Origin of the sequence: Microvirga alba (assembly GCF_015694465.1) — a bacterium.
Taxonomy (GTDB): Bacteria; Pseudomonadota; Alphaproteobacteria; order Rhizobiales; family Beijerinckiaceae; genus Microvirga; species Microvirga alba.
Window position 1 is genome coordinate 44,799 of record NZ_JADQDO010000011.1, and the last position, 25,456, is coordinate 70,254.

A 25,456-nucleotide genomic window follows, 5' to 3' on the forward strand; every position below is an offset into this window, starting at 1 on the left:
GGCACAGTCAGCGCCCGCTGCAACGATTGAGTGCTTGTGCAGGACGGCGCCATGTGAGGGTCTCACCGAATGATTTAATAGTCAGGTAGCCGGTGACCTTCAAAACGTCGGGGCCAGCAGATCGTATCTCTAAATCGTAGGTCTTTCCTTCCTCAGGGTCATAGATGCGGCCTTGGTCCCAGCTGCCGTCCAACTGGGGCTTGAGGCCACCAATGATCTGCAATCCGCATACCGGATGAGAGCGCAGATTCGCGTCTGGGTTGTGCCGGTCAAGAAGCGGTCTGCCGTCCTCATCGTTACCGTCCTTCAACCAGATGACTCGCCCGCACCGCGCAGCCCCACATGCGGTGATTTCAACAGCGCTTTCACCATCGTCGACCAGCCAGACGCCTCTGATATCGGCCAGTTCGGCCGCAAGACTTGGTCCGGATAGGTTCACGACCACAATGGCGCTGACAAGGATCCCCCAGAGGCCGGACCACCTCCTCGCATTCTCTGTATTCTCATTCGCGTACGATGCGATCGGTCCATCTTCGATCATTAAAGTCTCCCGAAGGCTTTTATATGCTTGAGATCGGGGTCCCAACGGTCGAATGCGAGCAGAGGTGCCGCCAGTCTGATCACACGATTGATGAGGGGGTTCCGATGTTTCACGAGATTCCAGGACGGAACGAGCTGGCTTCCAAGTCTGACCTTGGATCCATAGGCCGTTTGCCCGGATTGTAAAACTGCCCTCCCCGTTTCCAGGCAGAAGCGGACGTTCTCCATCCAGCTGACGATGTAGAGATTATTTTCCCGTGCCAAGGGGTAGGCCATGCCAAGAAACTTGTCGATAACACGATCCTCCTCGAGGAGTAGGAGGTTAAATGCCGCAAGTTGCCCATCGATCCTGTAGAGAATGAACAGGGCCCGGTCGCCCAGTTGCTCGGCTATCGCCGCGAAATAGTTCTCGGGCAGCTCTTCGAAATCGCCGTATCGTACCGAGCTGTTGGCACGTGTCGACTGGTAGAGCGCCTCTATTTCGCTGGCCACGCCATCAATGTCGGTGCGCCGCTCGACAGTTATAGCTTTACTCTTCTTCAGCTTACGACGAACATCTTTACGCATGTGAGCGGACAGTCGGCTCAAATAGGCGTCCCATGATTCTGGGATATTCAGGGCGGCAACCGGAAGGCTGCGGATCTCCCCGTACTGCCGCTGCGAGAGTGGCCGATTCAAAAGATCCCGGTCTGGTCCAGCCAAGTCTTTGTACGCAATCAGGGCTGCTCCAAGCCGTCGGGCTTCGCTCTCAACGAGAGATATCAGCGCATTGATGGCCCGCGCCTGTTCTTCGCGCGTCAGTCCCGGCCGTATAGCGATGTGGCAGCGATCCGCATAGGGCGATCCGATGCCAAGCAGACGCCATTCGAGAAGCTTTGGAAATTTTGCCGCCAACCTTGCCCCGAAGCGCCCGAGGAGTCCTTGGAAAGGCGTATCCAGTCGATATGAGATCGTGAAAAGTGGGGCCGCGATCAACAGTCCCTTTTCATCACGGACTTCAGCTGCGGAGATGGGATTCCTCTCCGATGGCGCATGCTCGCACGCACGGTAATAGCGCCAGCCCTCGACCTCATTTGGAAAGCAGCCCGTCCACTCGTTCTCAGGAAGTGTACTGACACCGTCGACGATCCGCAACGTAAGACCCGCGAATGGATCAGGCGACATAACGGCGACCCATTTGGTAGTCCTGCCGCCTCGCATCGTCGCCGATGAAAGTTTCAACGAACCCGGCGCACCGCTCAGTCACCAATTTACGTTGTCGATCAATCGTGACGAGGTGATAGCTGTCATCGAGCACAAGCGCCTCGACAAGGCCACCAAGATGCCGCTGAAGGTAGAATGCGTTCGAAAGATCGGCCATATCGTCCTCACGCGCATGAACGATCAAGGTGCGCTGCCGGATCCGATGAAGATCCTTCTTCACAGTTTTGATCAGACGCGACAGTTCAAGCACTGAACTGCCCGGCGTAGCTGGAAGACCCGCCTCACTGCTATCGTCGCCGAACATCGCGTTCGCAATGATGGTGCGTGTTCGCTCATCCTTGATGCCATACGGCTCCTGCTCCATGAACCGCCAGCGGCGCCCGATCGGCGTTTGGATGAACAACTGGAGGAGGAACCGGTACCACGGCGTCGACCAACCGTCATACCAGAGTGTCGGCGCAAGCATGACAAGGCCGTGCACGCTCTGAGAATGCTGAGCCGCAAGCCTCGCGGCAAGGACGGCTCCCATGGACAAGCCGCCGACAATGATCGTGCTGCACCGAGCCTCCAATTGAGAGAGAGCCGCCTCAGCGCTTACATACCAATCTGTCCAGCGAGTGCTGGCCAAGTCCGCCTCAGTCCCGCAATGTCCCGCAAGTTGGCAGCAAAGGACCGTGGCGCCGGTTTCCGAGAGCCGTCGGCCAGTCGATTTCATTTCGGTGGGCGTCCCTCCGAGGCCGTGAATAAGCAGAACGCCCATCTCCCCTCCCTCGAAGAGGAGGGAACGATCTCTTATCATGATACAATCTCCTTGAAATATCTTGAAATATATTGTTGCCATCGCGCTCCAAAGCCGGCCAGTCGCAGCAGTGAAGTGTCCCGCGACATCGCGTGTCAGTGCAGGATGGCCCGCAGCCGTTTCAGGACACGCCGGTTTGCAGCATCGTTAGTGACGTTAGCTTCCTTCAAACACGGCGTCTTGGATGGCCTGTCGGTTGCGGATAGAAAGGCTCGAAAAGGATCGCGAAAGCGTGGCGGAGAGTAGTCGCCGCATACATCAACTCCAAGAATCCCGCGGCCGACGGAGAGGCGCTCTATCGCCTCAAGCACCTGATCGAGGTCCATTCTCCCTTGATCCCAATTGGTTATAGCCTCGTGTGAGTCGAGCACATCCTTATCGAGAGTGATCCAAATCGGCGTCGGAGGCAGCCGCTGAGAGAGTTCGGCGACAAAATCACTCCATGGTTCATCAGACAGCTTGCGCCATTTCAAATATCGGCCTTGAGTTTGAACACTTGGACCATTGACGGGTCTCCCGAAGAGACGCGTCGAGTCTGCATCCCACGCATAAACCTCAAGCGCTCCCTCCCGAATGGCGTCCAAGTTGGCCATCTTGAATTCGGGCAGCGACAAGTCCTTGCCACAAGGCCCGATCGTCACGATGCGGGTGACGTGACGAAGCTTTAGTGCATGATTGATCCACGAGCCGCAGTTTACGGTAGCAGGAAAACGCACCCAATCGGGATGATTGTCGAAGTGAATGACGGTGACTTCCTCGCGGACTCGCTGCAGCAGCGAGAAGGTCAGGTGATGAAAGTCACCCGACCCGAGGAATGTGATGTCGCCGGAGCCCAGCCCGATCGCATCTAATCGACCCTGCAGCTCCCTGAGAGAATTGCGGTTCGCCACGATCCTAAGCTTAGGGGCGAGGTCGCGCGCATCCACAACCGTCGCCTCACCGGAAGCGACGAGTTCGATCGCAAAGGGTTGGGCCGTGACGGATCCATCGCAGTCGAGGATGCACACCCGCACGAGGGTCAGCTCCGCGAAACGCGGGTGAACAGCTGATCCAAGAGAGCGATCGCCAAATCGATTTCTTCGTATGAAATCGTCAAGGATGGCGCCAGCGTGATCACGTTCTTGTAGTATCCACCGATATCAAGCACGAGGCCATACGTCTTGCCATTGTGGATAAGATCTCCCTTCAGAGCCTCGTCGACCATACGGTCCACAAGGGCCTTCGATGGGGTATAGGAGTCGTGCGGCTCACAAATCTCGATCCGGAGCGCCAGGCCGAGACCATCCACATCGCCGACGATCTTGTGTCGACGCTTCAGATCCTCGAGACCTTGCAGGAAGTAAGCGCCCTTCTGCATCGTGGTCGTTTCGAAGTCCTCCTCCTGAGCCATGCGCATCGTCTCGAGCGCGACGGCGGTGCCAAGCGGGTTGGCATTGAAGGTCGAGTGCGTCGAGCCTGCGGGGAAGATCGTCGGATTGATCAGCTCCTCGCGCGCCCAAATGCCCGAGAGAGGGTTGAGCCCGTTCGTGATCGCCTTGCCGAACACGATGACGTCAGGCTGAACTCCGAAATGCTCGATCGACCAGAGCTTACCCGTGCGATAGAGGCCCATCTGAATCTCGTCTACAACGAGCAAAATCCCGTAACGGTCCAAAACTTTCTTGAGCTCAACAAAAAAATTCTTCGGCGGAATGACGTATCCACCTGTTCCCTGAATCGGCTCAACGTAGAACGCGGCGAATTCCGCTTGCTGAGCCTTGGGATCCCAGACGCCGTTATATTCGCTTTCAAACAGGCGCTCGAATTGCTTGACGCAGTGAAGCCCGTACTCCTCCTTGCTCATCCCGCGCGGGCCACGGAAATGATAGGGGAACGGGATGAATTGCGCTCTCTCGCCAAAGTGTCCGAAACGACGGCGATAGCGATAGGATGATGTGATCGCCGACGCACCGAGTGTCCGCCCGTGATAGCCGCCCTCGAAGGCGAACATCAAGCTCTTGCCGCCCGTGGCATTCCGCACAAGCTTAAGAGAGTCCTCGACGGCCTGCGCACCGCCAACATTGAAATGGACGCGCCCTTTGCGGCCAAACTTTTCCTCGGCATCACGCGCGATCAACGTGGCAAGCTCAATCTTCTCTCGATGCAGATACTGACTTGCAACCTGCGGCAGGCGATCCAGCTGGCTCTTCAAGGTGTTATTGAGACGGCGATTGGCGTAACCGAAGTTCACCGCAGAGTACCACATCTGAAGATCGAGGTACTGTTTGCCTTCCATGTCATACATGAACGAGCCGTCGCAGCGATCGAAGATCTTCGGCACATCCGTGTAGTGAACCGTATCTCCATGGGAACAATACTGGGCTTCGAGTGCGAGCAAGTCCTCCTCATCCGTCGTGGCTGCGCCTAATTGCGCGTTTGCAAGGCGAGCGGCTGCACTAGTCGGCATGATGATGATCCTTGTCTTTTTGGGTGAGAGAGAGTTGCGACCGTAGTTGCGTGGCTTCCAGGTCCGCGATCCAGCGCATGAAAGTCGGTTGCAAGTCGGAGAAGGTTGCGTAGGGCAGATGCTGCAGGCCTGTCGCACGGCAGTGCGCCAGAAGCTTCCCTTTCGCGAAGACGATGTCGGCCCGTTCGGCCGCGCAAAAATCCGAGCGGCCATCGCCGATCAAAACACGCCGACCATGGGTCTCCGCCATGCTGGAGCATTTACAGTGGCCGGCGAGAGACCGGCAGCCTTCGCGGGCAAAGGGGAAACCGAGCTTCCACTTCGTCTCACCCAGCCACTCGAGATGATTTGCCACGACAGGAAGCGTCAGACCGAGGCGGCGAAGGGCGGTCTTAATCGTACGATCGAGCCCATCAGACACAATCGTAACGGGAAACCCGAGCTGCTCGCAAAAGCGCACGAACGAAGAGAAGGCCGGATCAAGTGGTATCGTTTCGAGCCAACAATCGAGCTCATTAGGAGAAACGTTCAGCAGGCTAATCTGCCGGATCATGCATTCCTGCGAGCCGATTTCACCCCTCTCCCAAGCGGCCTCGATCTCCTGCCATTCCGGCGCTGCAAAGTGCTGCAGCAGGAGGTCTGTCGTATCGGTGAGAGAGATCGTGCCGTCGAAATCGATATAGACGTGAGGAGACAGATACATTGCGAAACCGTGTTGACGGCTCGCTACAAGCAAAATGCGCGCCAAACGCCGGAAGCCCAAAAACTCAAGCTTTTACGTCATTTCGTAACCTGGGTCGGAGCAACATAAAATGGAGCTTCCTCCATCGTGCGGGGGTTCAATCGGATGGAAATGATCTAAAAGAACGTCGTTGGTGTGCCTGAAGCATAGCGTCGAACGCGGTCGCACAAGGGGTCGCGCAGCGCCTGAGAGATTAGGCATGATTTTTGCTGAGCCGAAGGGCCCCCATCTGCCGCCAAGGGCTCCCCCGACGGCAAACCTCATCTTAATCCGGATCTGCGAACGTGCGTTCTCTTCCTGAAACCCTTCTTTGCAAATCGTTGTCCCGGCTGGTTCGGCGCGGGACGCTTTGCATGGCCCTACCGTCGGGAGAACGGGTCTGTTTCGGCGACGGTTCCCAACCGAAGGTCGCGATACGGCTCGCCGATCAGAGAAGCGTCCTGGGTTTGATGACCGACCCTGATCTGCAACTCGGCGAGCTCTTCATGGACGGAAGGCTTATTGTGGAGGAAGGGACAATTTTCGACTTTCTCCAAGTCGTTCTGCAAGACGCGAAGGAGACGCGCCCGTCGCTTACCGTTCAGGCACTGGATCGTGTTCGTTTCGCCCTGCGGCGGTTTGCCCAGCGCAATGGCCTCACGCGAGCTCGCACGAACGTAGCTCATCATTACAACCTCAACGCGGATCTCTACTCGCTCTTCCTCGATCCAGACTGGCAATATTCCTGCGCCTATTTCGAAGATGAGCAGACCGACCTTGCTCAAGCACAGCTCGCGAAAAAGCGGCACATCGCCGCCAAGCTCCTGATCGAGCCGCAGCATCGCATTCTCGATATCGGTTGCGGCTGGGGAGGATTGGCATGCTATCTTGCCGATATAGCCGGTGCAGAGCACGTTACGGGGATCACACTCTCCGAGGAACAGCTCGGTCTCGCACAGAAAAGGGCGGATGTGCGTGGTCTTTCAGACCGGGTGTCCTTCGAGCTTATGGATTACCGAGCAGCAAAAGGCCAATTCGACAAAATTGTTTCGGTCGGAATGTTCGAGCACGTTGGCATCGATTTTTATGACACATTTTTTGGAACATGCCGCAAACTGATCAAAGACGACGGAGTCATGCTGCTGCATTTCATTGGGAATTCAGACGTTCCTGACTTCACCAACCCCTGGATTGAGCGATATATTTTCCCCGGCGGCCACATCCCATCATTGTCGGAAGTTATGCCCTCCATCGAGCGGTCGGGTTTGGTCGTCACCGACATTGAAATATTGAGGCTCCATTACGCTCGTACACTTCGCGCTTGGAGAGAGCGTTTCATGGCTCGCCGCGAAGAGGCTTTGCGTATCTATGACGAGCGCTTCTGCCGCATGTGGGAGTTTTATTTGGCTTTCTCTGAGGCGGCGTTCCGCTTTCAGGACATCGCAATCTTCCAAATTCAGCTGGCTCCGCGCCAAGAAAATGTCCCGCTTACTCGCGATTACATCGCGCGCATCGAAGCAGCACTCCGGGAAAGAGAATGTGCTGATACCGTCGTTCCCGCGGAGATGGGCGCGCGAGACCAAGCAGCATTGTTACGTTCAAACGCATTGACGCATGAGCGCTCCCCCTGAACTCGACCGCGGTAGCAGACATTTGGGAAACGAAAAATTGCGACTGGGCTCTTGCGCGGCCCGCCCATCGCGTGCGGGAGCAGCGGCCGGAGTGATCCGGCGGAGACGATGCGGCGCAACAGAAGCGGCTCCTTCATTAGCCGCTCCTGGCTTTGGCGATTCGTGCCCCTGATCTGGCCCGAAAAATCGCCATTGGCGAGACGCTGCAAGATGGCGACCGCCGAACGGATCGGCCTTGCGATACCGAACTGTCCAACCAGGAAAGCGAACGTTAGACCGAGCGCGATGCCGACGCCTGCAACGACCATATGACGGCTCGATGTCTGATGGTACTCGGCCGTGGCATTGTTGGAAATGGTCTTCATCCGCATGTCGAGGCTTTCGGACAGCGACCGCGTGGCAAGCCTGAGCTTTGTAGCGGCCGCCACGCAGCAGCCCTCTCCGGCCGATCATTCAGGATGCCGGTTGCATGAAGCCACGAGGGATGTTCCGCAGTATTCGTGACCGATGGAACGGCGTCTTCGCCTGCGCAACCGTATCGACGACGACCCGCTGCGGCTGCACCTCCCGGGTAGCGATATCGCCGAAGCGCACGAGTGTAGGGGTGTTTGCCTCGGCATCAAAGCCTTGAGACGCCGGCGGAGCCGCTGCGTCGCAACCGAGCTGGCAACATCGCCTGAGGGCTTTCCCTCAGTCATGGGCCGTTTAGCACGATCTAGAAGGTGTATCCCACGCGCACGCCGACGTTGGTGAGACCGCGATTGTTTGAGCACAGACCTGCATTGGAGAGGTGTTCGACTGTCGCCATTACGCTCCAGTCTTGGGTCAGTCGGACACCCAGTGTTCCCGACTCGCGAAACAGGGCCGTGCAGCCGAGTGCGCTCCGATGCAGCACCGCTGGATCGGTCTTTCCATTGTGGACAGCCCCGCCGAAGCTTCCCTCCACAAACACGTTTGAAGTCACATCAAACGTCCACGTCAGACCCACATAGGCGAAACTTGTTTGACCATTTAGATTGAGGCTGCCGCCCAGGTGCACGCGCGGGATAAGGAGATTGAGCACAGGATCTACCGCCGTCAACGGTCGCAATGACAGCACTTCAGCGGTCAAATTGGCTGATCCGCTTTCTGGTCCGCCAGGATCCTGAGCCGTTGCACCAAGTCGCATCTCTGACAAAAACGCCGATGACCGCGTTGTCTGAGCAGCTCGAGGAGAAACGCCGGTTTGATCAACGTCAGCGGCATGTGCTTCTGCCACCGCAGCCCATGTTGCAAGAATTCCGGTAAGTATTCTACGCATAAGGACCTCTATAATCCGCCGCTCAAGGTGGCCATGCTCGAAGGCCGGCGCTTCGCATTACTACTGCGGACTGGAAAATCTGCCTCGAGGTGTTTGAGCCGCAAGCCATGTGAATAGCTCAACAAAGCAAACCCTTAGAGATCTTCTCTATTCGGCGGATTTAGGTCAAGCGCTTTTCGGCCCTCCACGTTCCCAAAGTTTGATGTCAGTCCTTGCTTCCTTCAGGATCTGCCCTGGGGCTCTCCCAAGATGGGACCAGAAGAATGAGGCGGTCCAATCTGCCGCGTTCTGATCGCGCAAGCCCCCCCGGCGAGCTACATAGGTTCCGTCGATTGTCTTCTGCTGCTGATGAGGCGCTTGCCGAGGTTGAGCCGCACAAGCAATTCAAGCGCGTAGCGCACGGGCCGACACCGGATCGTAGCATGGTCGACCTCATACGCCTCCCAAGAAGTCCGAAGGCATATGTTGGATCGAACTACGGAGGAACTTGCGATAAATCCTCTTCAGTTTTTCGTCGGCGCCAAAGTAAGGAGGGCCTTGCCCGTGGTGTTGGAGTAGCTTTGATGGCGCCTGCGCAGGAACTCAGCGAAGAGCGCGACCGACGGCGAGACTGGCGTCTTGACGGAGAATATCTGGCGCACATCCATCGTGAGGGGCGGCGTGGCTATGGAAAGCCGCACGAGGTCGCCTCTGTCGAGATCCACTTGGACCCGCTTCAGAAGGCAGCAGTATAAACCCACCTCCGCGATGACGAGGGCCCGCAGAAACTCGAACTCCGTGGCCTTGGAGACAATGGAAATGTTCTCCGCACCGATTTCCGCAAGCATTTGCGTCATGCCCTGACCAAACAGCGAGCCTTCGGGCGGGCCGACGAAGCTGAAATTGTTGAGCTCGACCGGCGCAATGTCTTTGCGATGTGCCAGGGGGTGGTTTGGCGATGCGACGATAACGAGCTCCTGTTGCCCGATAACCACTGATCTAAGACCAGGAAGGTTCTGGTTGCTCAGGTACAAGCCTAAGTTTGCCTTGTCGCTTCGGATGAGATCCACGACCTCCTCTTGGCGTCCGACTCTGGTCACGAGCTCAAGGTCGCGGTGCTGCCCGGCGAATTCAGCCAGAAGAGGCGGCATGAAGTCTGAAAGCGAACGCTGGCAGGCAAAAATGATCCGACGCTCCGCCTCAATCCGGGTGCGATAGAGGTCGACGGCCATGTTATCCGCTTCAACGAGGAGCTGGCGCGCATGGGTCAGAAAGGTCTTGCCGAGATCAGTGAGGTCCACGCCGCTGCCGCGCCGCCGCCGGAAAAGTGCGCCTCCCACCTGGTTTTCCAGAGCCTGTACATGGCTACTAACCGAGGGCTGAGCCATCCCGAGCTTTTCAGCGGCGGCGCGAAACCCGCCACCTTCCGCGATGGCAATAAAAACTTCCAACCGTCTGAGAGTGATCCTTGGAGGTTTCTGCATCGCTAGAGACCTGCCGACCGTCTGCGGGCCGACATAAGAGAGGGCGTTGAACCAAGGCCAGTATACGCGAAGCGTACACTCTCATCCGTCCACGCGGTGATGAGGCTTCCGGCGGCTGACGATGAGGTGTGCGATACGTTAGCCACGGACCGTTCCTTTCAAATCAAAAACTTCCCGTTGACGCCCATCATAGGCAAATAGCTATCACTTTTAAAGCCGTTTCACCCGTTGCTATTTGCGAGCCGTCTTGAAAGATTTTGTTGCCAACAGACTGGTGCGGACAAGCTGGCGATTCACCGATAGGGAGAGACGAATGGACGTCACAAACGCCGGGAACCAGGCGACCAGTTGACTTGGAAAAACGATCCGCGCGATGCGGCGAATGCGCAGAGCGCCGCTCTTCTCGGCACATTGCCCCGGGTCACTCACAACAATCATCGCAATACTTCATGCGGCGCTCGCCAAAATGATGGGCGGCGCGAAGGCGAATATTCTTTGTTCGCAGGCCAAAGTATTGCCGAAGTATTTAATATATTAGCATGGACACAGACATGATGCTTGCTAAAAAGCTTCCCGCGGGCGGCCTCAGCGTTGCGGTCGATATCGGAGGCACGTTCACAGATCTTGTCGCCTTCGACGAAAGCAAGGGACGTGTCTTCCAGGCGAAGTCCTTGACGACCCCGAACGAACTTTCCCAAGGCGTCTGGGACTGCCTTAAAAAGGCTGGCATCGCGCTTGGCGATGCAGAGAATATCGTTCACGGTTCGACCGTCGCCATCAATATCGCCATCGAGGAGAAGGGTGCGAAGACTGCGCTCGTCGTCACGAAGGGCACCCGCGATGTCTATAAAATTGGGCGTCAAAACAGGCCTGAGGCTTATAATTTTTCCTTTAAACGGCCTGTGCCACTCGCCTCCCGCGCGAATACTTTCGAGGTTGACGAGCGGCTCTCGGCCTCCGGCGAAGTGCTCAAGCCCCTCAGCACGAGTGAGGTAGAGGACATTGCTTGTGCTATTCGCAACAGCGGCGCCGAAGCAGTGGCGGTGTGTTTCCTGCACTCGTATGTGGATCCCGCGCACGAGATTGAGGCAGGGAAAATCCTACGTCGGATGCTGCCAGGCGTTTACGTCTCACTGTCGCATGAGATCGTCCGCGAATACCGCGAATATGAGCGGACATCGACGACGGTGATGAATGCCTACATCGGACCGAAGACGAGCGAATATGTCGGCCGCATGCAGGACCGACTCGGTGAGGACGGGTTCAGCGGCCGTTTCCTGATCATGCAATCCAGCGGCGGCGTCATGTCCCCCGCACAGGCAAAGACTCTGCCGGTGGCAATGATGGAGTCAGGCCCCGTCGGCGGCGTCATCGCGGCTGCCGAGGTCGGTCGGCGTCTTGGCATCAAGGACGTTATCGCGTTCGATATGGGAGGCACGACCGCGAAGACTAGCCTGATCCAGGGCAGCGCGGTTTCGATTGCCCAGGGATATCACATTGGCGGGTATGCCAGTGGCCACCCGGTGATGTTCCCGGTGGTCGATATTGTGGAGGTCGGCGCCGGGGGCGGCAGCATTGCCTGGATCGACCAGGTCGGCGCCCTGAAGCTCGGTCCGCAGAGTGCGGGGTCCGATCCGGGGCCGATCTCCTATTGCCGTGGCGGCACACAGCCGACAGTTACGGATGCCAACGTCGTTCTCGGCCGCATTGGTGCCAAGAGCTTTCTAGGCGGGGAGATGCCGCTCGATGAAGCGGCGGCTCGCAAGGGCATCCTCGAGCGCCTGTGTCCCTCGCTTGGGCTCAGCGTTACGGAAGTCGCACATGGCATCCTCAAGATAGCCATTGCCAAGATGGCGCTGGCGGTACGCGGCGTATCGGTCCAACGCGGCTTCGACCCGCGTGACTTCGCTCTGGTGGCCATGGGCGGCGGCGGTCCACCCCATGTGCTGGCCATCGCGCGCGACCTGAACATCCCCAAGGTGATTATCCCGAACCTGCCGGCGCATTTCTCCGCACTCGGGATGCTCATGAGCGACGTACGCCACGACTTCGTGCGGACACATTATCGACCCTTAGCCGATTTCGACTATGCCGAAATCCAGGCCATCTTCGCCGAACTCGCCGCGACCGGCGGGGCCGCGCTCGATGAGGCAGGAGTCGAACTCGAAGCCCGATCGGTCGAATATTTCATGGACCTTCGCTACGTCGGCCAGGAATTCCACCTGCAGATCCCCGTCACTGCCGACGAAATCCTCCATGGAAACAGTGTCGCAATCCGCGAGCGTTTCAACCACGTGCATGAACATCGTTTCGATCATGCCGCACCTGACGAGCCGCTGGAGCTCATCAATCTTCGTCTGACTGCACGGGGAGGACGGCCGAAGATCAACTTTCCCAAGCTGGCTGCGAATGCCACGCAGGCCCAGACAGGTTCGCGGCCGATCTATCTCGACGATCCGTCACGGCCAGTCGAATGCCCGGTCTATCGCCGCGAGCTGCTCGGTCCAGGTATGCGGCTGCGCGGTCCCTGCGTGATCGAGGAGTTCGGCTCGACCACGGTTCTATTCGAGGGCGATCTGATCACTATTGCCGATACCGGGGAGATTATCGTGGAAGTAGCACGGTCATGACAGCAGAATCGAAATCCGCAGCAAAACTCAATCCCACAGGATTGGACCCCGTTACGCTTGAGGTGCTGCGCAACGCATTGCCGGCCATCTCTGACGAGATGAGCTATGACCTGCAGCGCACATCCTATAACATGATGATCTATGAGATCCGTGATTACTGCACGGCTCTGCTCGATACGAATGGTGCGCTCATCTCGCAGAACATTGGCGGCGTCTCGCATTTCGTCGCCGATCTCGGCGTCGTTATTCGCGACGGCATTGCGCGTTACGGCCTCGACGGGTTCTCACCCGGCGACGTGATAATGCACAACCACCAGGCCACGGCTGGCCAGCACCTTAACAACGTGGTCATCTATACGCCGGTGTATCATGAGAATTGTCTTGTCGCCTTTGCGGTGGTGCGCGCGCATTGGGCTGATGTGGGCGGGCTCTCGACAGGATTTGGCGGCACGGGAGCATACGACCCCTGGAGCGAAGGACTCCAAGTCGATCAGCTCAAAATCTATGAGAAGGGCGAGCCGGACGCGAAGATTCTTAAGATGATCCGCGACAACATTCGCTATCCCGATGCGGCGATGGGTGATCTGCGCTCGCAGCTTGCCGCCTGTCGTCTCGGAGAGCGGCGGTTTTGCGAACTGCTCGACCGCTATAGTCGCGCCACCGTGCTCGAGGTGATCAACACGATCTATGCCGAGACCGAAGCCAAATGCCGCGCGGCCGTGGCCGACATCCCCGACGGTGTCTATGAGGCGGAAGCCTTCGTGGATGGCGCACGCGGAACGATGCCTTTCGAGATCAAGGTCAAGGTCACAGTCTCGGGCAGCGAGATGGAGATCGATTTGTCGGGCTGTTCGTCCCAGCGAGACAATGCAGGTCTTAACAGCCGAACCTACGCAGGCGCCTACATCGCCTACAAGGCGCTGACCGCACCGCTGGAGCCACTGAATGAAGGCGCTTTCGGAGCGTTGAAGGTTGTCATCCCCGAAGGCAACATGATGATGGCGCGCTTCCCGGCCTTTATGGCGAGTTGGGGCTCGGCATTGCCAACCGTTGTTGACACGATCTGGCGTGCCTTCGCTGAAGCCTTGCCAGACCTTATTCCGGCCGCACATAGCGGCTCGCTCGGCGCACCTTTTGCACTGTCGGGCCATGACCCGGCCCGCAAGGCCGGGTTCGTGGCCCAGAGCATCGAAGCCGGTGGCTGGGGCGGACGGCCCGATCGCGACGGCGAGGACGCCTCCATGTCGGTGTGCCAAGGCGATGTGCGCAATACGCCAATCGAAACGATGGAGCTGAAGACACCACTGATCGTGCTGGAGCGCGCCCTGTGGTCTGATTCCGGTGGAGCGGGCAAGTTTCGCGGTGGTCTCGGCGTGCAAACGACGATCAAGTCGCTGGTGGATGGGCGCTGGAATGCCGGTCCGCCCGGGCATCGGTCCGGCTACGCGCCTTGGGGCTTGCGTGGCGGTAAGGCCGGCGTACTTGGTTATACGCTGATCCGCGCGCCGGGACAGGACACCCACGAGCTCTCTCTTTCGCCCCGCGTCTTCGGACAGGCCGAGACCGAGGTGGTGTACCGGACTTCTGGCGGCGGTGGCTGGGGAAGCCCTCTAGAGCGGGATCCGGAACGGGTCCTGCACGATGTCAGAGAAGGCTACGTTTCGGCTGAAAAGGCCCGTGACGATTACGGTGTCGTCCTGAGAGCCGATGGGACGGCTGTCGATAGTCCCGCAACACTGGCGCGCCGTGCCGAACTTGCTCGGGAAGGAGCTCACTGATGAGCGACGACGCCGAGCCGCTGGCCCATTTGTCTCTGCGGGCAGAGTGCCTTGATCGCCGTCGCGAAGCCGTGCGTTCGAGCCTGCGGGCTCAGGGCCTCGACGGAATCATATGCTACGGCAACGGGCGGCATTCCTTCCTGGCTTCGAACCCCGCCTGGTATCTGACGGGATTCCGGCAGCTTGGGCCCCATATGGCGGTCCTGCTGCCAGTTGATGGAGATCCCGTCGTCGTCACGACACCAGCATGGGATCTCGGCCGCATCAAGGAACAGGTCGACATGTTCGACATCGTTGCGGTCGAGCCGGAGGATTTTCTCGCCACCATCCGCGTCGAGATCGAACGTCGCAACATGCGGACGAAACGTCTCGCCGTAGCGGGCGGCGTCCAACCCCGTATGGTGAGCGATGCATGGTCCGCCATGCTGGACCAGCCTCCGGTGCCCGGAGACAAGCTCGTAAGCGACATCGCACGGGTTCGCGATGCGTGGTCGCTGGCGTGTGTGCGAAAGGCCGTCGATATCGCCGAGCGCGGATATCAATATGGACTGGAGATAGCCCGCCCCGGCATGCCCGAATACAAGCTTGCTGCCGAGATGGAGGCCTTTATGCGCGGGCTCGGCGCGGAGGATAATTTCCAGCTCCTCGCCGCATCGCAGCACAATCGCGCCGCCCACCGCCCGAGTGAGCGGCTTCTGAATGTGGGTGATGTGCTTCTCGGCGAGATAACGCCAGCCGTCGAGGGCGAGTACGTTCAGATCTGCCGCTCCGCCGTGGTCGGCACACCCACAAACCTCCAGTGCGAAACCTTCGCCCTGCTCGATCGCGCCCTGCGGGATGCGATGCGCGCCGCCAAACCCGGCGTTGCGGCCCGTGATATCGTCACGATCATGAATGCACCGATTGTCGCCGCCGGTTATGAAACCTACACGAAACCGCCATACATGCGGACGCGGGGCCACAGCATGGCGTTGGGTTCCATGGACCCTGAGATCGCCCTCAACAGCGACGAGATTATGGTCAAGGGGATGGTCTTCGTTATGCATCCGAATCAGTACATTCCCGAGACTGGTTACATGATGTGCGGTGAGCCCGTGCTCATCACGGACGAAGGTGCTCAGCCGCTGACCAGCCGGATGGGTCAGCTCGATGTGATTGCAGTCTGAGGGAGCACGACAACATGCTGTCCATGGAACCGGCCATCAAACGCGGTCTGACCTTCTGGGATCGCGCGCTGATGCCACGCGACGAATTTTACGAACGCATTCGCCTCGTCCGCGCCGAGATGCGGCGCGTAGGCCTTGATGCGCTGATCGTGTCCGGAAACATGTATGAGGATGCCGACCTCATTTATCTCGTTGGCGGCAATGTCGATGGCACCCTCGTGCTCACGGCCGATGATGACCCGGTTATCTTTACGGTCAGTGGTAGTCGCGAGAGCTTCTTCCTGACGGAACTGACCTGGATCAATGACGTATCATACCAAGGCGCCCTGATCGGTGCAGCCGTACGCAGCGCCCTTCACGCCCGAAAGGTAACCTCAGGCCGTATTGGCACGGTCGGTCTTCAGGTTCTGGCGAGCCGCCCCTATCAGGATCTCGTGCAGGCCCTCGCCGGTTACGACTTGCAGGACTTCACGGCGGCGCTTCATAAACTACGCGGCCAGATCCGCCCGCGCGAGGTCGCCGCCTCGCGAATTGCACTCGGAATGGCCGAGAAAGCGGCTCTTGCCGCCGAACGGGCTTTCGCGACAGGGGCGTCGAACGCAGCCGCCGTCGTCGAGGCGGAGCGGGTCGCCCGTCTCGAGGGAGCCTGGGATTTTCGAGCTCTCGCCAATCTCGACAGTGACGATCTTCGCCCCTACGAACGCTCGTCGGACAATCGCCGTGGGCCGCTGCTCCTCTGGGTCGCTACGCGGTATCAGGGCTACTGGGCTGATCGCGTCGTTGCCACTGCCGGTGGACCGAATAGCGAGGCCGCGACAGCAATCGCGGCAATGACAGCTGCTGCACATGTCGGTGTCTCCGCACAGTCCGTGGCGGACGCCGGTCTCGCCGTGCTGTCGGACGAGTCACGTCGCTCCGCTCTGGCCTATGGACTGGGGCACGGGATTGGAATCGCGCTAAACGGGTCTCCAAAGATCAGCCCGCAAAGCGACGAGAGATTGACGGAAGGCACCCTTCTTTCCTTCCGCGTATTCGCCCGTGGAAGCGAGCAACCTTCATTCGCTACAGCGCTCGTTCAGATTACACCGAATGGAGCGGTACCGCTCGAACCGCTGGCCCGGTAATCGAGTATCAAGCGGAAGGTGTCGGCATGATCATACAGGCCTGGGCCGAGGAATTTTCGGGCGCCGATGCCATCGGGGCGGGAACCCGCGAGGATATCAATCGGCATGTCGCTGACACGGCGGTGGCCTTCTTTGCTGGCTGCGCGTCTCCTGAGGCGCGGGCACTGGCACGCTTCTATTGTGGCGAGGCTTCGGCTGCGTCCAGCTGCGCAAACCTAGCAGCTGCTGCGGCTGCCATGGTACGGCGCACTGAATGTGACGACATCCACGTCGCCTCTTGCATTACCCCCGGCTCGATTGTCGTGCCGGTCGCCCTCGCAATGGCTGCGAGAGCGGGAATTTCTACTGAGCGATTCAACCGCGCGGTTGCGGCAGGTTATGTCGTGGGCTTGCGCCTGGGGTCTGCTCTTGGTGGCGCCTCTGCTCTCGGGAGCGGTATTTGGCCCACCTATTTCGCCGCGCCTGTGATGGCGGCGGCGACGGCATCGGTCTGTCTGGGGCACGACGCAAACCGTATAGCGTCCGCACTGGGTATCGCTGCTGCGGGCGCTGGTGGGCGTGTTGGGCGCCCGTCGGGACATCCGTCGGGCCGATGGCTCGCCATCGGCGAGGCTGTCGGGAAAGGGTGCCGGGCTGCCCTCGCTGCGGCGGACGGCTTCCGCGGCGATCCCGGGCTTATCTCGGCGGACTGGCTCGCAGCGATTGCCGGCTCGAAGCACATTCGGCCGGAGGCATTGAAATCGAGGGAGGGGATCGAAGCCGTCGGTTTTAAGCCCTTCGTCGCAGCGCGCCAAACTGCCAATGCGATTGTCGCTTTCCAGACGATCTTACAGCGCGGTATCGCTCCCCAGACTATCCAACATATCGAGATCGGCGTCCCCCCCATCAATGCAGCCATGGTGGCCCGCGCGGCCTCTGCCCATGATCGGCTGAGCACGATTGCGAACATGCATATGCAGATCGCCGCCGCCGCCCTTCACCCGGACCTGCTCTATGACCTCGAGCGCGTGGGGCAGCCGGCTGCCGATCTCAGCGCCTTCGGGAATCGCATCACCATCATTCCGGATGCAACGCTCGAAGTGTACCTTCCGCATGCTTGGGCAGCGCGAGTGCGTGTGTTCGCGGAGGGGCAACAGTTCGAGGAAACCTGCGCGACGATAGCGGGTGATCCGGGCTGCGGCGACGTCGAGATCGTCATCCGTGGCAAACTCGTACGCATGGTTCCGAGCGCGTACCAGGATCTCTGCGCGCAGCTCCTGAGCGATGTCGATGACAACCTGCGCCAATCACAGCGGGCAGTTCTCTGGCAAGGTATGCTGGAAGCGATGCGGGAATGCGCATGACGGCACGCTTCGCCGGATATGAACACCCACGCTGAACGGTTCTTCCGGGAAGATGGTCAGATGTGGGCTGGCTCGGACCGTGCTTGATCCACACAGGCTTCGGCGGGCGCGCGCAAGCCGAGGATGCGCTTAGCATTGCCGTAGAAGAGCTTTTCCTTGTCCGTGTCGGACAGGTCCAGCTCATCGAGCAATTTCAGCGCAGCTGCGGGATCCCAACAGGGATAATCGGTGCCGTACATGACATTATCAATACCATAGTATTCGATGGCAAATTTCATGCCGAGACTGTGCGGCGACACTGTGTCGGTGAACATCCGCTTCATATACGTGCTCGGAGGATGCGGAAGCCTCACCCGAGCGCCGTTCTTGTCCATGCGGCCGGACTGGTAGGGCAACGCACCGCCGGTGTGCGACATCACGATCTTCAGATTCGGGTGGCGCTCCATGATGCCGGAGAAGATCAGCCGCGAAGCCGCGACGCTCACTTCCATCACGCGTCCCATGGTCAGATGCAGTGCCCCGTCATATCCCTCAAGGACATCCTGGAATACGGCATCCGTAGGATGGAGGAACATCGGGATGCCAAGTTCCGCTACGCGGGAATAGAACGGCTCAAGCCGTTCCGCGTCGATCCGGGGATCGTTGCCGACGCTGCCAGGGAGATTGACGCCCATGAGACCTAACTTGCAGATAGCGTGGTCGAGCACCTCGAGAGCGATCCCGGTATCAACCAGCGGCACTGCTGCGCTCGCCCACAGGCGGCCAGAATATTTGCGCTGCGCTCCGGCCATCTCCTCATTCCACTGCATGGCAGCGTCGCGGCCTTCCTCAGCTGGAATGTCAGAAAAATGGATCGAAAGGGGACCGATCGAACACACGACGTCAACCTGATGCCCCAGGCGGTCCATATACGCGAATTGGGTTTCGAGGTCGAACCATTCCGGCTCCAGGTTCAGGAGCCCGGTGCTGCCTTCCTTGCGCCAGTAGTCATAGCCCCCATTCGCGTTTCGCCTGGCCTTGGGAAAATCCTTACGCGCGCAGAGCTGTTCGAAAAAAGTCCGCGGCCACCAGTGAAAATGGGAGTCCAATATGCGCATGGGAGGTCTCCTCATGAATTCCCACGCTCTTTAGGCCAGAATACGAACTTTGAGAAGTGATTCCGCTATAACTTTAATGATGATGCCAAACTGGCGGCGATTGCAATTAAGCACTCGCCTCAAATGATAGTGTCGGCTTTGTTGCAATTTTCCATCTGGTTAAAGAAGCTCCAGAAGGGCAATGGGCTCAGGCGGCAAGAAATCTCGCGCTGCTCCGCCGAGCGAAGTCTCGAGCCTCATCTCGCCCTTGCTCCAAATTTGCGACGCTACTCTCGCGGATGCCCCAAGCATCTGCTCATCGGATAGTCACTCGCTATGAAAGGCAAATGGCTATCACTTTAAAGCCATCTTAGCCGATTGCTATTTCCCCGCTGATCAGGCCACCTAGGCCATTCAATGTTTCGTGTCGTGTCTTAGCGGACGAAGAGACATCAGGGGCTTTTGAGGATTGCCCCGCGATACAAATCTTTGCTCTAAAGGGGCGACGCCAATAGACCTCGAAAAGGGGCAGGCGAATAACAGGAGGACGCCAAGCGATTTGAAGGCAGCTTTCTGCCGGGAACCGACCTGCGCCACTTTTTGCGCGCCGGCAGACGTTATCGCGTGACTGAATCTGCAACTTGCCGAACGATCACTGAAAAAGCGGCGAGGTCTCAATTTGGGACTGGCCGAGAAACAGGAGGGAAACGTGCACTTCAAGTCTATTTGTATGCTTTCGGCCTCAATGCTGCTCGCGGGTGGTGTTGCCGCCCACGCCGGCACACTTGCGGACGTCAAGGCCCGCGGTGTTGTCCGCTGTGGTATCGGCCCGAACAATCCGGGCTTCGCGTTTAGGGACAATCAAGGCAACCAGCGCGGCTTCGATATCGACTTTTGCCGTGCGATCGCCGCGGCTATCTTCGGCGACCCGAATAAGAGCGAGTTTCACGTCGTCGAGCCGCGCGACGCCTTCACGGTTCTGACGACAGGCGGCGTCGACGTTCTGACCCATCGTTTCACATGGACCTTCAACCGCGACAACGGCGGCGGCGCCGAATTCACGCAAGCTCTCTTCTATGATGGACAGGCCTTCATGGTCCGCAAGTCCCTGGGCTTGAAGAGCGTGAAGGATCTGAACGGCGCCACGATCTGCGCCGCCCAAGGCACGACCACGGAACTGAACGTCGCTGATTATTTCCGGCAACATAACCTCACTTATAAGATCGTCACCTTCAATGGCACGGATGCAACCCGCCTTGCATATGACGAGGGCCGCTGCGACGCGTGGACGAACGATCGTGGCTCGCTGGCCTCCCGCGGCCAAGCCCTGAAGGATCCGAGCCAGCACGCGATCCTCCCGGAGACCATCTCAAAGGAGCCTGTCGGCCCGGTGGTACGTGACAGCGACACGCAATGGGCCCATCTCGTGCGCTCGGTTGGATTCGCGACCGTCGCGGCTGAGGAATTGGGGCTGTCCTCCGCAAACGTTGATGAGCACGCAAAGACATCGACCAACCCGGAAGTGAAGCGCCTCTTGGGCGTTAGCGATGACCTAGGACAGAAACTCGGGTTACAGCCCACCTGGGCTCGCAGCATCATCAAGTTGGTAGGAAACTATGGCGAGATCTTTGATCGAAATCTTGGGGCGAATTCACCGCTCAACCTCTCGCGTGGTCTGAACGCCCTTTGGACTAACGGCGGCCTTCTGTTCTCTCCGCCGTTCCGCTGAGCCCTGGTACTTAGTAATCGCTTCGCATGACGAAAAACATCAGCGCACCAAGGCCCCCGATCCGGGCTGACTTGTTTGCAAAGCTGAGGGGATGCGTGCCGCGCGCGGTTGCTGTGCAAACAATCCTCCTGCTCGCTTTGGCGGGGTTCGTCGTCTTTCTGGCGACGAACCTCGTCGGCAACATCGCGCGCCTCAATCTGCATGTGGGATTCAACTTCCTCGCGCGTCCTGCGGGTTTCGAGATCGCGCAAACGCCGATCGCCTATCCTGAGGGAGCGACCTATTTCAGGGCATTCCTGGTCGCCCTCATCAACACCATCCTCATCGCGGTCGTATCAATCCTCCTTTCCACCGTCCTCGGCTTCATTGTGGCGTTGGCACGCCTTTCGACCAATCCGCTGCTGGCACTATTGGCTCAGTTTTATATTGAGACCATCCGTAATGTTCCGCTCCTTCTGCAATTGTTCTTCTGGTATTTCGCTGTCCTGGGGCCGCTTCCACTTCCGCGGCAAAGCCTTACCGCCTTCGGTCTTGTCTTCCTCAACAAGCGCGGACTGTCTGTCCCGACACCGGTGGCGGAACCGAGCTTTCCTGTTTTCATAACGTGCACCGCGCTTTTCCTGACTGTCGCGATTGTCTTCTTCACATCGGCACGCCGTTATCGTGTTAAAACCGGGCAGACGTCTCGCAACCGATGGGTTGCCGGATTCGTGTTTCTATGTGCGCCCGGCCTGATGACCATCGTCGCGGGTACTCCCGTCACTTGGGACGTGCCGCGGCTCAACGGCTTCAACCTCAGCGGCGGCACGACCATCATTCCGGAATTCGTCGCCATGGCGATAGGAATGAGCGTGTACGGCTCCGCATTCATCGCTGAGCTCATCAGGGGCGGCTTCGCAAGCGTAAGTCACGGCCAGACGGAAGCGGGTTTGGCGCTCGGTCTTTCCCGGTCAAAGATCTACAGCAAGATCGTCATTCCCCAAGCATTGCGAACGATCGTTCCACCCTTGGCGGGGCAATACATCACGCTGCTTAAGAACTCCTCGTTGGCGTCCGCAATCGGCTATCCCGATCTCATGCTTATCTTTGCCGGCACAGCTCTCAACCAGACTGGGCAGCCTCTGGAAGTCATGGCTATGACAATGGCGAGCTATCTGCTGCTCTGTCTGATTACGGCCGGAATTGGCAATGTCATCAATCGCCGCATGCAGCTGGTCGAGCGGTAGCCATGACAAGACCTATAGCCTTTCTGCGGAAATGCATCTCGTCGCCGCTGAATGCCCTGATCACTCTCGTCATCTTGTTCTGGCTACTGACGACGGTGCCTCCATTCTTTGATTGGGCAGTTTTCAAGGCGGTCTGGAACGGGCAATCCTCGCGCGACTGCGCAAATGTCGATGCCGCCTGTTGGCTCTTTATCAGACTTCGTTTCCAGCAGATTCTTTATGGCGGCTATCCGGCGACGGAACACTGGCGCATTATGCTTTGCGGTGCGACAGGTCTTGTCGCGCTGATTACGCTGTCATCGCCGGTGGTCCGCAACAAGGTGTTCGCGAGCCTTGCCCTGACCATTGTTTTTCCTGTCTTCGCGGGCATTCTGCTGCGCGGCGGCGTGTTCGGCCTGGCTCCCGTCGCAACGGCGCAATGGGGAGGCCTTATGCTGACGTTGGTCGTCGCCCTGTGGACGATCGCGTCGGCACTGCCGTTCGGATTGGGGCTGGCCCTCGCGCGGCGCTCAAAAATGCCGGTCGTGGCAAATCTTGCTATATTCTACATCGATGTCATGAGAGGACTTCCGCTGGTCGGTCTCCTCTTCCTCGCCATCGTTCTGTTTCCGCTGTTCGTGCCGCCCGGCGTTGAGGTTAATGCGCTAGTGCGGACACTTATCGCCTTCAGTCTTTTCAATGCGGCCATTATGGCGGAGGTTATCCGCGGCGGCATACAGTCGGTGCCGAAGGGGCAGTACGAGGCGGCAATATCGCTCGGCCTCAGCCATTGGCAGGCGATGGCGCTCAGCGTCATTCCTCAGGCGATCCGCGCTGCTTTGCCCGGTATCGTTAACGTCAGTATTTCGATTATGAAGGAAACGACCATCATCCTCATGGCGGGGATGTTCGATTTTCTTGGCGTTCTCCAGGGGTCACTGATCGATCCAGACTGGCTCATCGGCGATCAGATTCGACAGACGGCCTATTTCTTCGCCGGACTCGTCTTTTTTGTGATCTGTTTCAGCCTATCCCGTTACAGCGTCTATATCGAGCGCAAGCTCAGCCCCCAGGGCAACAAATGACGTGCAGAAGCAGCCGTCCCAGCGTCGGCCCCCTCAACCACTCGGCGCCGCGGCGGAACCACGAAGCAACGCTTAGCCTCAGCTAACTTGCCGTCTCCGACTCGATCCCGCGCGCTCCGCCAGCGGTTGCCTATCTCGCGTCTGTGTGGCGTTGATCCGCTACGCCGGATCCACGTCCAGCGCTTGAGCCTGGCCTCGGCTCCCGCACTATCCTTGACGATCGGAAGGCACATTGCGAATCTCACCGATCGCCGCATTCTGCTGCTTTGTCTCGTCGGCCAGCAGAAATGCTTCGATCATGCAGATAACGCCGGTGGGTTCGTAGACGACGCGAACCTCGCCGCCGAGTTCCTGCGCCAGCGCCCGCTCAAGCAGGCGCGAGCCAAAACCCTTGCGCTGCGGCGGGACCACTGGTGGGCCGCCGCGCTCCGCCCAACGCAAACTCAGCCGGCGACCGTCGGCGTCGCCTTTGAGACGCCACACAATGTCGATGCAACCGTCATCACGCGAGAGCGCGCCGTATTTCGCGGCATTGGTGGACAGTTCGTGCAAGGCCATTGCAATCGCCAGCGCCGGCTCCGGCCCGAGACGCACGACCGGACCATCGATCCGGAAGCGGTTTGCGCCGGCATACAGCTCGAGCGCGTCCCTGACGATGTCGGTCAGATCGGCGCTCTCCCAGCTCTCACGTGTCAGCAGATCATGCGCCTTGGCCAGCGCGATCAGCCGCGTCTCAAACGACATCCGGGCCTCCTCAACCGAGGCCGCGTTGCGAAGCGTCTGGGACGCGATGGCCTGCACCTTGGCGAGCGTATTCTTGACCCGATGATTGAGCTCGCCGATCAGGATTCTTCGATGCTCCTCCCCGCGCCGACGTTCGGTGATGTCCCGTCCGATCCTCGATGCTCCGATAACATTACCTTGGGGATCCTTGAGCGGCGATACCGTCAATGACACCCAGACCGGACTTCCATCCTTGCGCAACCGGACAGTTTCAACATGATCGACATGCTCGCCATTCTGAACGCGCCTAACGATGCTCCGTTCCTCGTCGCGGCGGTCCGGGGGGATCAGCATCGAGACAGGCGTCCCGACTGCCTCCTCTGCCGTGTAAGTGAGGAGCCGCTCGGCACCCTGATTCCAACTGGTGATGATACCATTGAGGTCAACGCCTATTATCGAATCATCTGAAGTCTCGACGATCGCGGCAAGGCGTAGCGCGAGTTCCTCGGCACGCTTGCGTTCGGTGATGTCCACCAGCATGTTCACCGCGCCAGTGATGACGCCCGAGGGATCGCGCAGCAGCGTTACATAAGCGAGAAAGGGCACACGACCACCATCGGGCCGCTCTGCTATCGCTTCCGCTCCCTGGATCGGCCGATGCTCTTTCAGGGCGAGTGCCATGGGGCTCTCGTCATGCGGCATTGGCGTGCCATCAGGCTTGTATAGGCGGTTGGAGCCGCACCATTGCTCAGCGCCCAATTTCGGCAGCCGCCCCCAGAGCTCGGCGGCTGCCGGATTATAGGAGGTGATCCGGCCAGCGGCATCTGTCGTATAAAGGGCCCCCGGCAGTGCCTCAATCAACTCGTGGAGGCGCGCTTCGCTCCTGCAAAGAGGGCCCTCCCCCGGTCTGTGCTCCGCAACGTCCCTCATGGTCAGCGGGACCAATGCGTCGTGGCGGAGCTTCGATCACAGGGAAGCTTTCGCTTTTCTCTGCCGAAGGGGATCAGTTCGTCCTCCCTAGTCCTGCTGCATTGTGGAGTGAAAGAACCTTTGAGGAAAGCACCCCGCAAATGACTGCAGCGCGACCTCCGCAGGTTAAGGCGACATCGACTCTCTCAGCCGTTGCCCTTTCATCAGGAGGACGCCCTTCTGTCTGGCGATGCCAAGTTCCAGGCTCTCCGCAATGCGTTGTGCGCGCTCGATGAAATGTTCCGCCGCTATGGGTGGACAGACTTCCCGAGCGGTTTCCTCGAACAGCGCGAGCCAGTGGTCGAAGTGCCGGGCGTCGACCGGAAGGGGAAGATGCTTTTCCATCGGCTGGCCATGATAGCGGCCGTTGAGCAGCGCGACTGACGACCAGAAAGTGCACATGCGCCTCAGGTGAAGCTCCCAGTCCGCGATCTGATCTTCGAAAACGGGTCCCAAAAAGGCGTCGCCGCGCACCTTGCCGTAGAACGTCCATACCAGACGCTCGATCATCGGATCGTCGATACC

Annotated in this window: 20 protein-coding genes; 9 read left to right on the forward strand and 11 right to left on the reverse strand. The window is 58.9% G+C overall.

Annotated features, from left to right (window positions below; all coding sequences use genetic code 11):
- Positions 1-7: 7 nt before the first annotated feature.
- The 6 genes from I2H38_RS18010 to I2H38_RS18035 are packed head-to-tail and all read right to left on the reverse strand — an operon-like array spanning position 8 to position 5,691.
- Positions 8-541 carry a DUF2147 domain-containing protein gene (locus I2H38_RS18010; RefSeq protein WP_196273265.1) on the reverse strand — a complete coding sequence of 178 codons (534 nt, stop codon included), beginning with the start codon at positions 539-541 and terminating at the stop codon, positions 8-10.
- Positions 541-1,674 carry a GNAT family N-acetyltransferase gene (locus I2H38_RS18015; RefSeq protein ID WP_210324860.1) on the reverse strand — a complete coding sequence of 378 codons (1,134 nt, stop codon included), beginning with the start codon at positions 1,672-1,674 and terminating at the stop codon, positions 541-543. Before I2H38_RS18015 ends, I2H38_RS18010 begins: the two co-directional genes overlap by 1 nt.
- A 19-nt stretch (positions 1,675-1,693) precedes the next feature.
- Positions 1,694-2,584, reverse strand: a complete 891-nt coding sequence (locus I2H38_RS18020; RefSeq protein WP_324617430.1) for an alpha/beta hydrolase — start codon at positions 2,582-2,584, stop codon at positions 1,694-1,696.
- Between the two features lie 53 nt (positions 2,585-2,637).
- Complete coding sequence (locus I2H38_RS18025; RefSeq protein WP_196273267.1) at positions 2,638-3,555, reverse strand: arginase family protein; 918 nt, start codon at positions 3,553-3,555, stop codon at positions 2,638-2,640.
- A gap of 5 nt (positions 3,556-3,560) precedes the next feature.
- Entirely contained in the window at positions 3,561-4,988 is a 1,428-nt protein-coding gene (locus I2H38_RS18030; protein WP_196273268.1) for an aspartate aminotransferase family protein, read from the reverse strand.
- Positions 4,978-5,691, reverse strand: coding sequence for an MtnX-like HAD-IB family phosphatase (locus tag I2H38_RS18035; RefSeq protein WP_196273269.1), 714 nt, complete (start codon positions 5,689-5,691; stop codon positions 4,978-4,980). Before I2H38_RS18035 ends, I2H38_RS18030 begins: the two co-directional genes overlap by 11 nt.
- Positions 5,692-6,014: 323 nt before the next feature.
- Between I2H38_RS18035 and I2H38_RS18040 the strand changes: the two genes are divergently transcribed.
- Positions 6,015-7,340: a class I SAM-dependent methyltransferase gene (locus I2H38_RS18040; RefSeq protein WP_407664105.1), complete on the forward strand. Its 1,326-nt coding sequence runs from the start codon at positions 6,015-6,017 to the stop codon at positions 7,338-7,340.
- 715 nt (positions 7,341-8,055) lie between these two features.
- On the opposite strand, the gene I2H38_RS18045 is transcribed toward I2H38_RS18040, so the two are convergent.
- Entirely contained in the window at positions 8,056-8,640 is a 585-nt protein-coding gene (locus tag I2H38_RS18045; RefSeq protein WP_196273271.1) for an acyloxyacyl hydrolase, read from the reverse strand.
- Between the two features lie 503 nt (positions 8,641-9,143).
- Positions 9,144-10,103 carry a LysR family transcriptional regulator gene (locus I2H38_RS18050; RefSeq protein ID WP_210324861.1) on the reverse strand — a complete coding sequence of 320 codons (960 nt, stop codon included), beginning with the start codon at positions 10,101-10,103 and terminating at the stop codon, positions 9,144-9,146.
- Positions 10,104-10,654: 551 nt separating this feature from the next.
- Between I2H38_RS18050 and I2H38_RS18055 the strand changes: the two genes are divergently transcribed.
- The 5 genes from I2H38_RS18055 to I2H38_RS18075 are packed head-to-tail and all read left to right on the forward strand — an operon-like array spanning position 10,655 to position 18,144.
- Positions 10,655-12,733 carry a hydantoinase/oxoprolinase family protein gene (locus I2H38_RS18055; protein ID WP_196273273.1) on the forward strand — a complete coding sequence of 693 codons (2,079 nt, stop codon included), beginning with the start codon at positions 10,655-10,657 and terminating at the stop codon, positions 12,731-12,733.
- Positions 12,730-14,511: a hydantoinase B/oxoprolinase family protein gene (locus tag I2H38_RS18060; RefSeq protein WP_196273274.1), complete on the forward strand. Its 1,782-nt coding sequence runs from the start codon at positions 12,730-12,732 to the stop codon at positions 14,509-14,511. Before I2H38_RS18055 ends, I2H38_RS18060 begins: the two co-directional genes overlap by 4 nt.
- Positions 14,511-15,677 carry a M24 family metallopeptidase gene (locus I2H38_RS18065; protein WP_196273275.1) on the forward strand — a complete coding sequence of 389 codons (1,167 nt, stop codon included), beginning with the start codon at positions 14,511-14,513 and terminating at the stop codon, positions 15,675-15,677. Before I2H38_RS18060 ends, I2H38_RS18065 begins: the two co-directional genes overlap by 1 nt.
- 14 nt (positions 15,678-15,691) lie before the next feature.
- Entirely contained in the window at positions 15,692-16,801 is a 1,110-nt protein-coding gene (locus tag I2H38_RS18070) for an aminopeptidase P family N-terminal domain-containing protein (protein WP_196273276.1), read from the forward strand.
- A gap of 26 nt (positions 16,802-16,827) precedes the next feature.
- Positions 16,828-18,144: an MmgE/PrpD family protein gene (locus I2H38_RS18075; RefSeq protein WP_196273277.1), complete on the forward strand. Its 1,317-nt coding sequence runs from the start codon at positions 16,828-16,830 to the stop codon at positions 18,142-18,144.
- A 56-nt stretch (positions 18,145-18,200) separates the two neighbouring features.
- Here I2H38_RS18075 and I2H38_RS18080 read toward each other — a convergent pair whose 3' ends face one another.
- Positions 18,201-19,241: an amidohydrolase family protein gene (locus I2H38_RS18080; protein ID WP_196273278.1), complete on the reverse strand. Its 1,041-nt coding sequence runs from the start codon at positions 19,239-19,241 to the stop codon at positions 18,201-18,203.
- A 709-nt stretch (positions 19,242-19,950) separates the two neighbouring features.
- Here I2H38_RS18080 and I2H38_RS18085 point away from each other — a divergent pair.
- The 3 genes from I2H38_RS18085 to I2H38_RS18095 all read left to right on the forward strand — a co-directional run bounded on the left by I2H38_RS18085 (position 19,951) and on the right by I2H38_RS18095 (position 23,239).
- Positions 19,951-20,949, forward strand: coding sequence for an amino acid ABC transporter substrate-binding protein (locus I2H38_RS18085; protein WP_196273309.1), 999 nt, complete (start codon positions 19,951-19,953; stop codon positions 20,947-20,949).
- 95 nt (positions 20,950-21,044) lie between these two features.
- Positions 21,045-22,175 carry an amino acid ABC transporter permease gene (locus I2H38_RS18090; protein WP_324617431.1) on the forward strand — a complete coding sequence of 377 codons (1,131 nt, stop codon included), beginning with the start codon at positions 21,045-21,047 and terminating at the stop codon, positions 22,173-22,175.
- Between the two features lie 2 nt (positions 22,176-22,177).
- Entirely contained in the window at positions 22,178-23,239 is a 1,062-nt protein-coding gene (locus I2H38_RS18095) for an amino acid ABC transporter permease (RefSeq protein ID WP_196273280.1), read from the forward strand.
- Positions 23,240-23,446: 207 nt separating this feature from the next.
- On the opposite strand, the gene I2H38_RS18100 is transcribed toward I2H38_RS18095, so the two are convergent.
- Both I2H38_RS18100 and I2H38_RS18105 read right to left on the reverse strand, forming a co-directional pair.
- Entirely contained in the window at positions 23,447-24,892 is a 1,446-nt protein-coding gene (locus I2H38_RS18100) for a sensor histidine kinase (RefSeq protein ID WP_267875975.1), read from the reverse strand.
- A gap of 165 nt (positions 24,893-25,057) precedes the next feature.
- On the reverse strand, positions 25,058-25,441 hold the full coding sequence (locus I2H38_RS18105; protein ID WP_407664106.1) for a group III truncated hemoglobin: 384 nt from the start codon (positions 25,439-25,441) through the stop codon (positions 25,058-25,060).
- Positions 25,442-25,456: the final 15 nt, after the last annotated feature.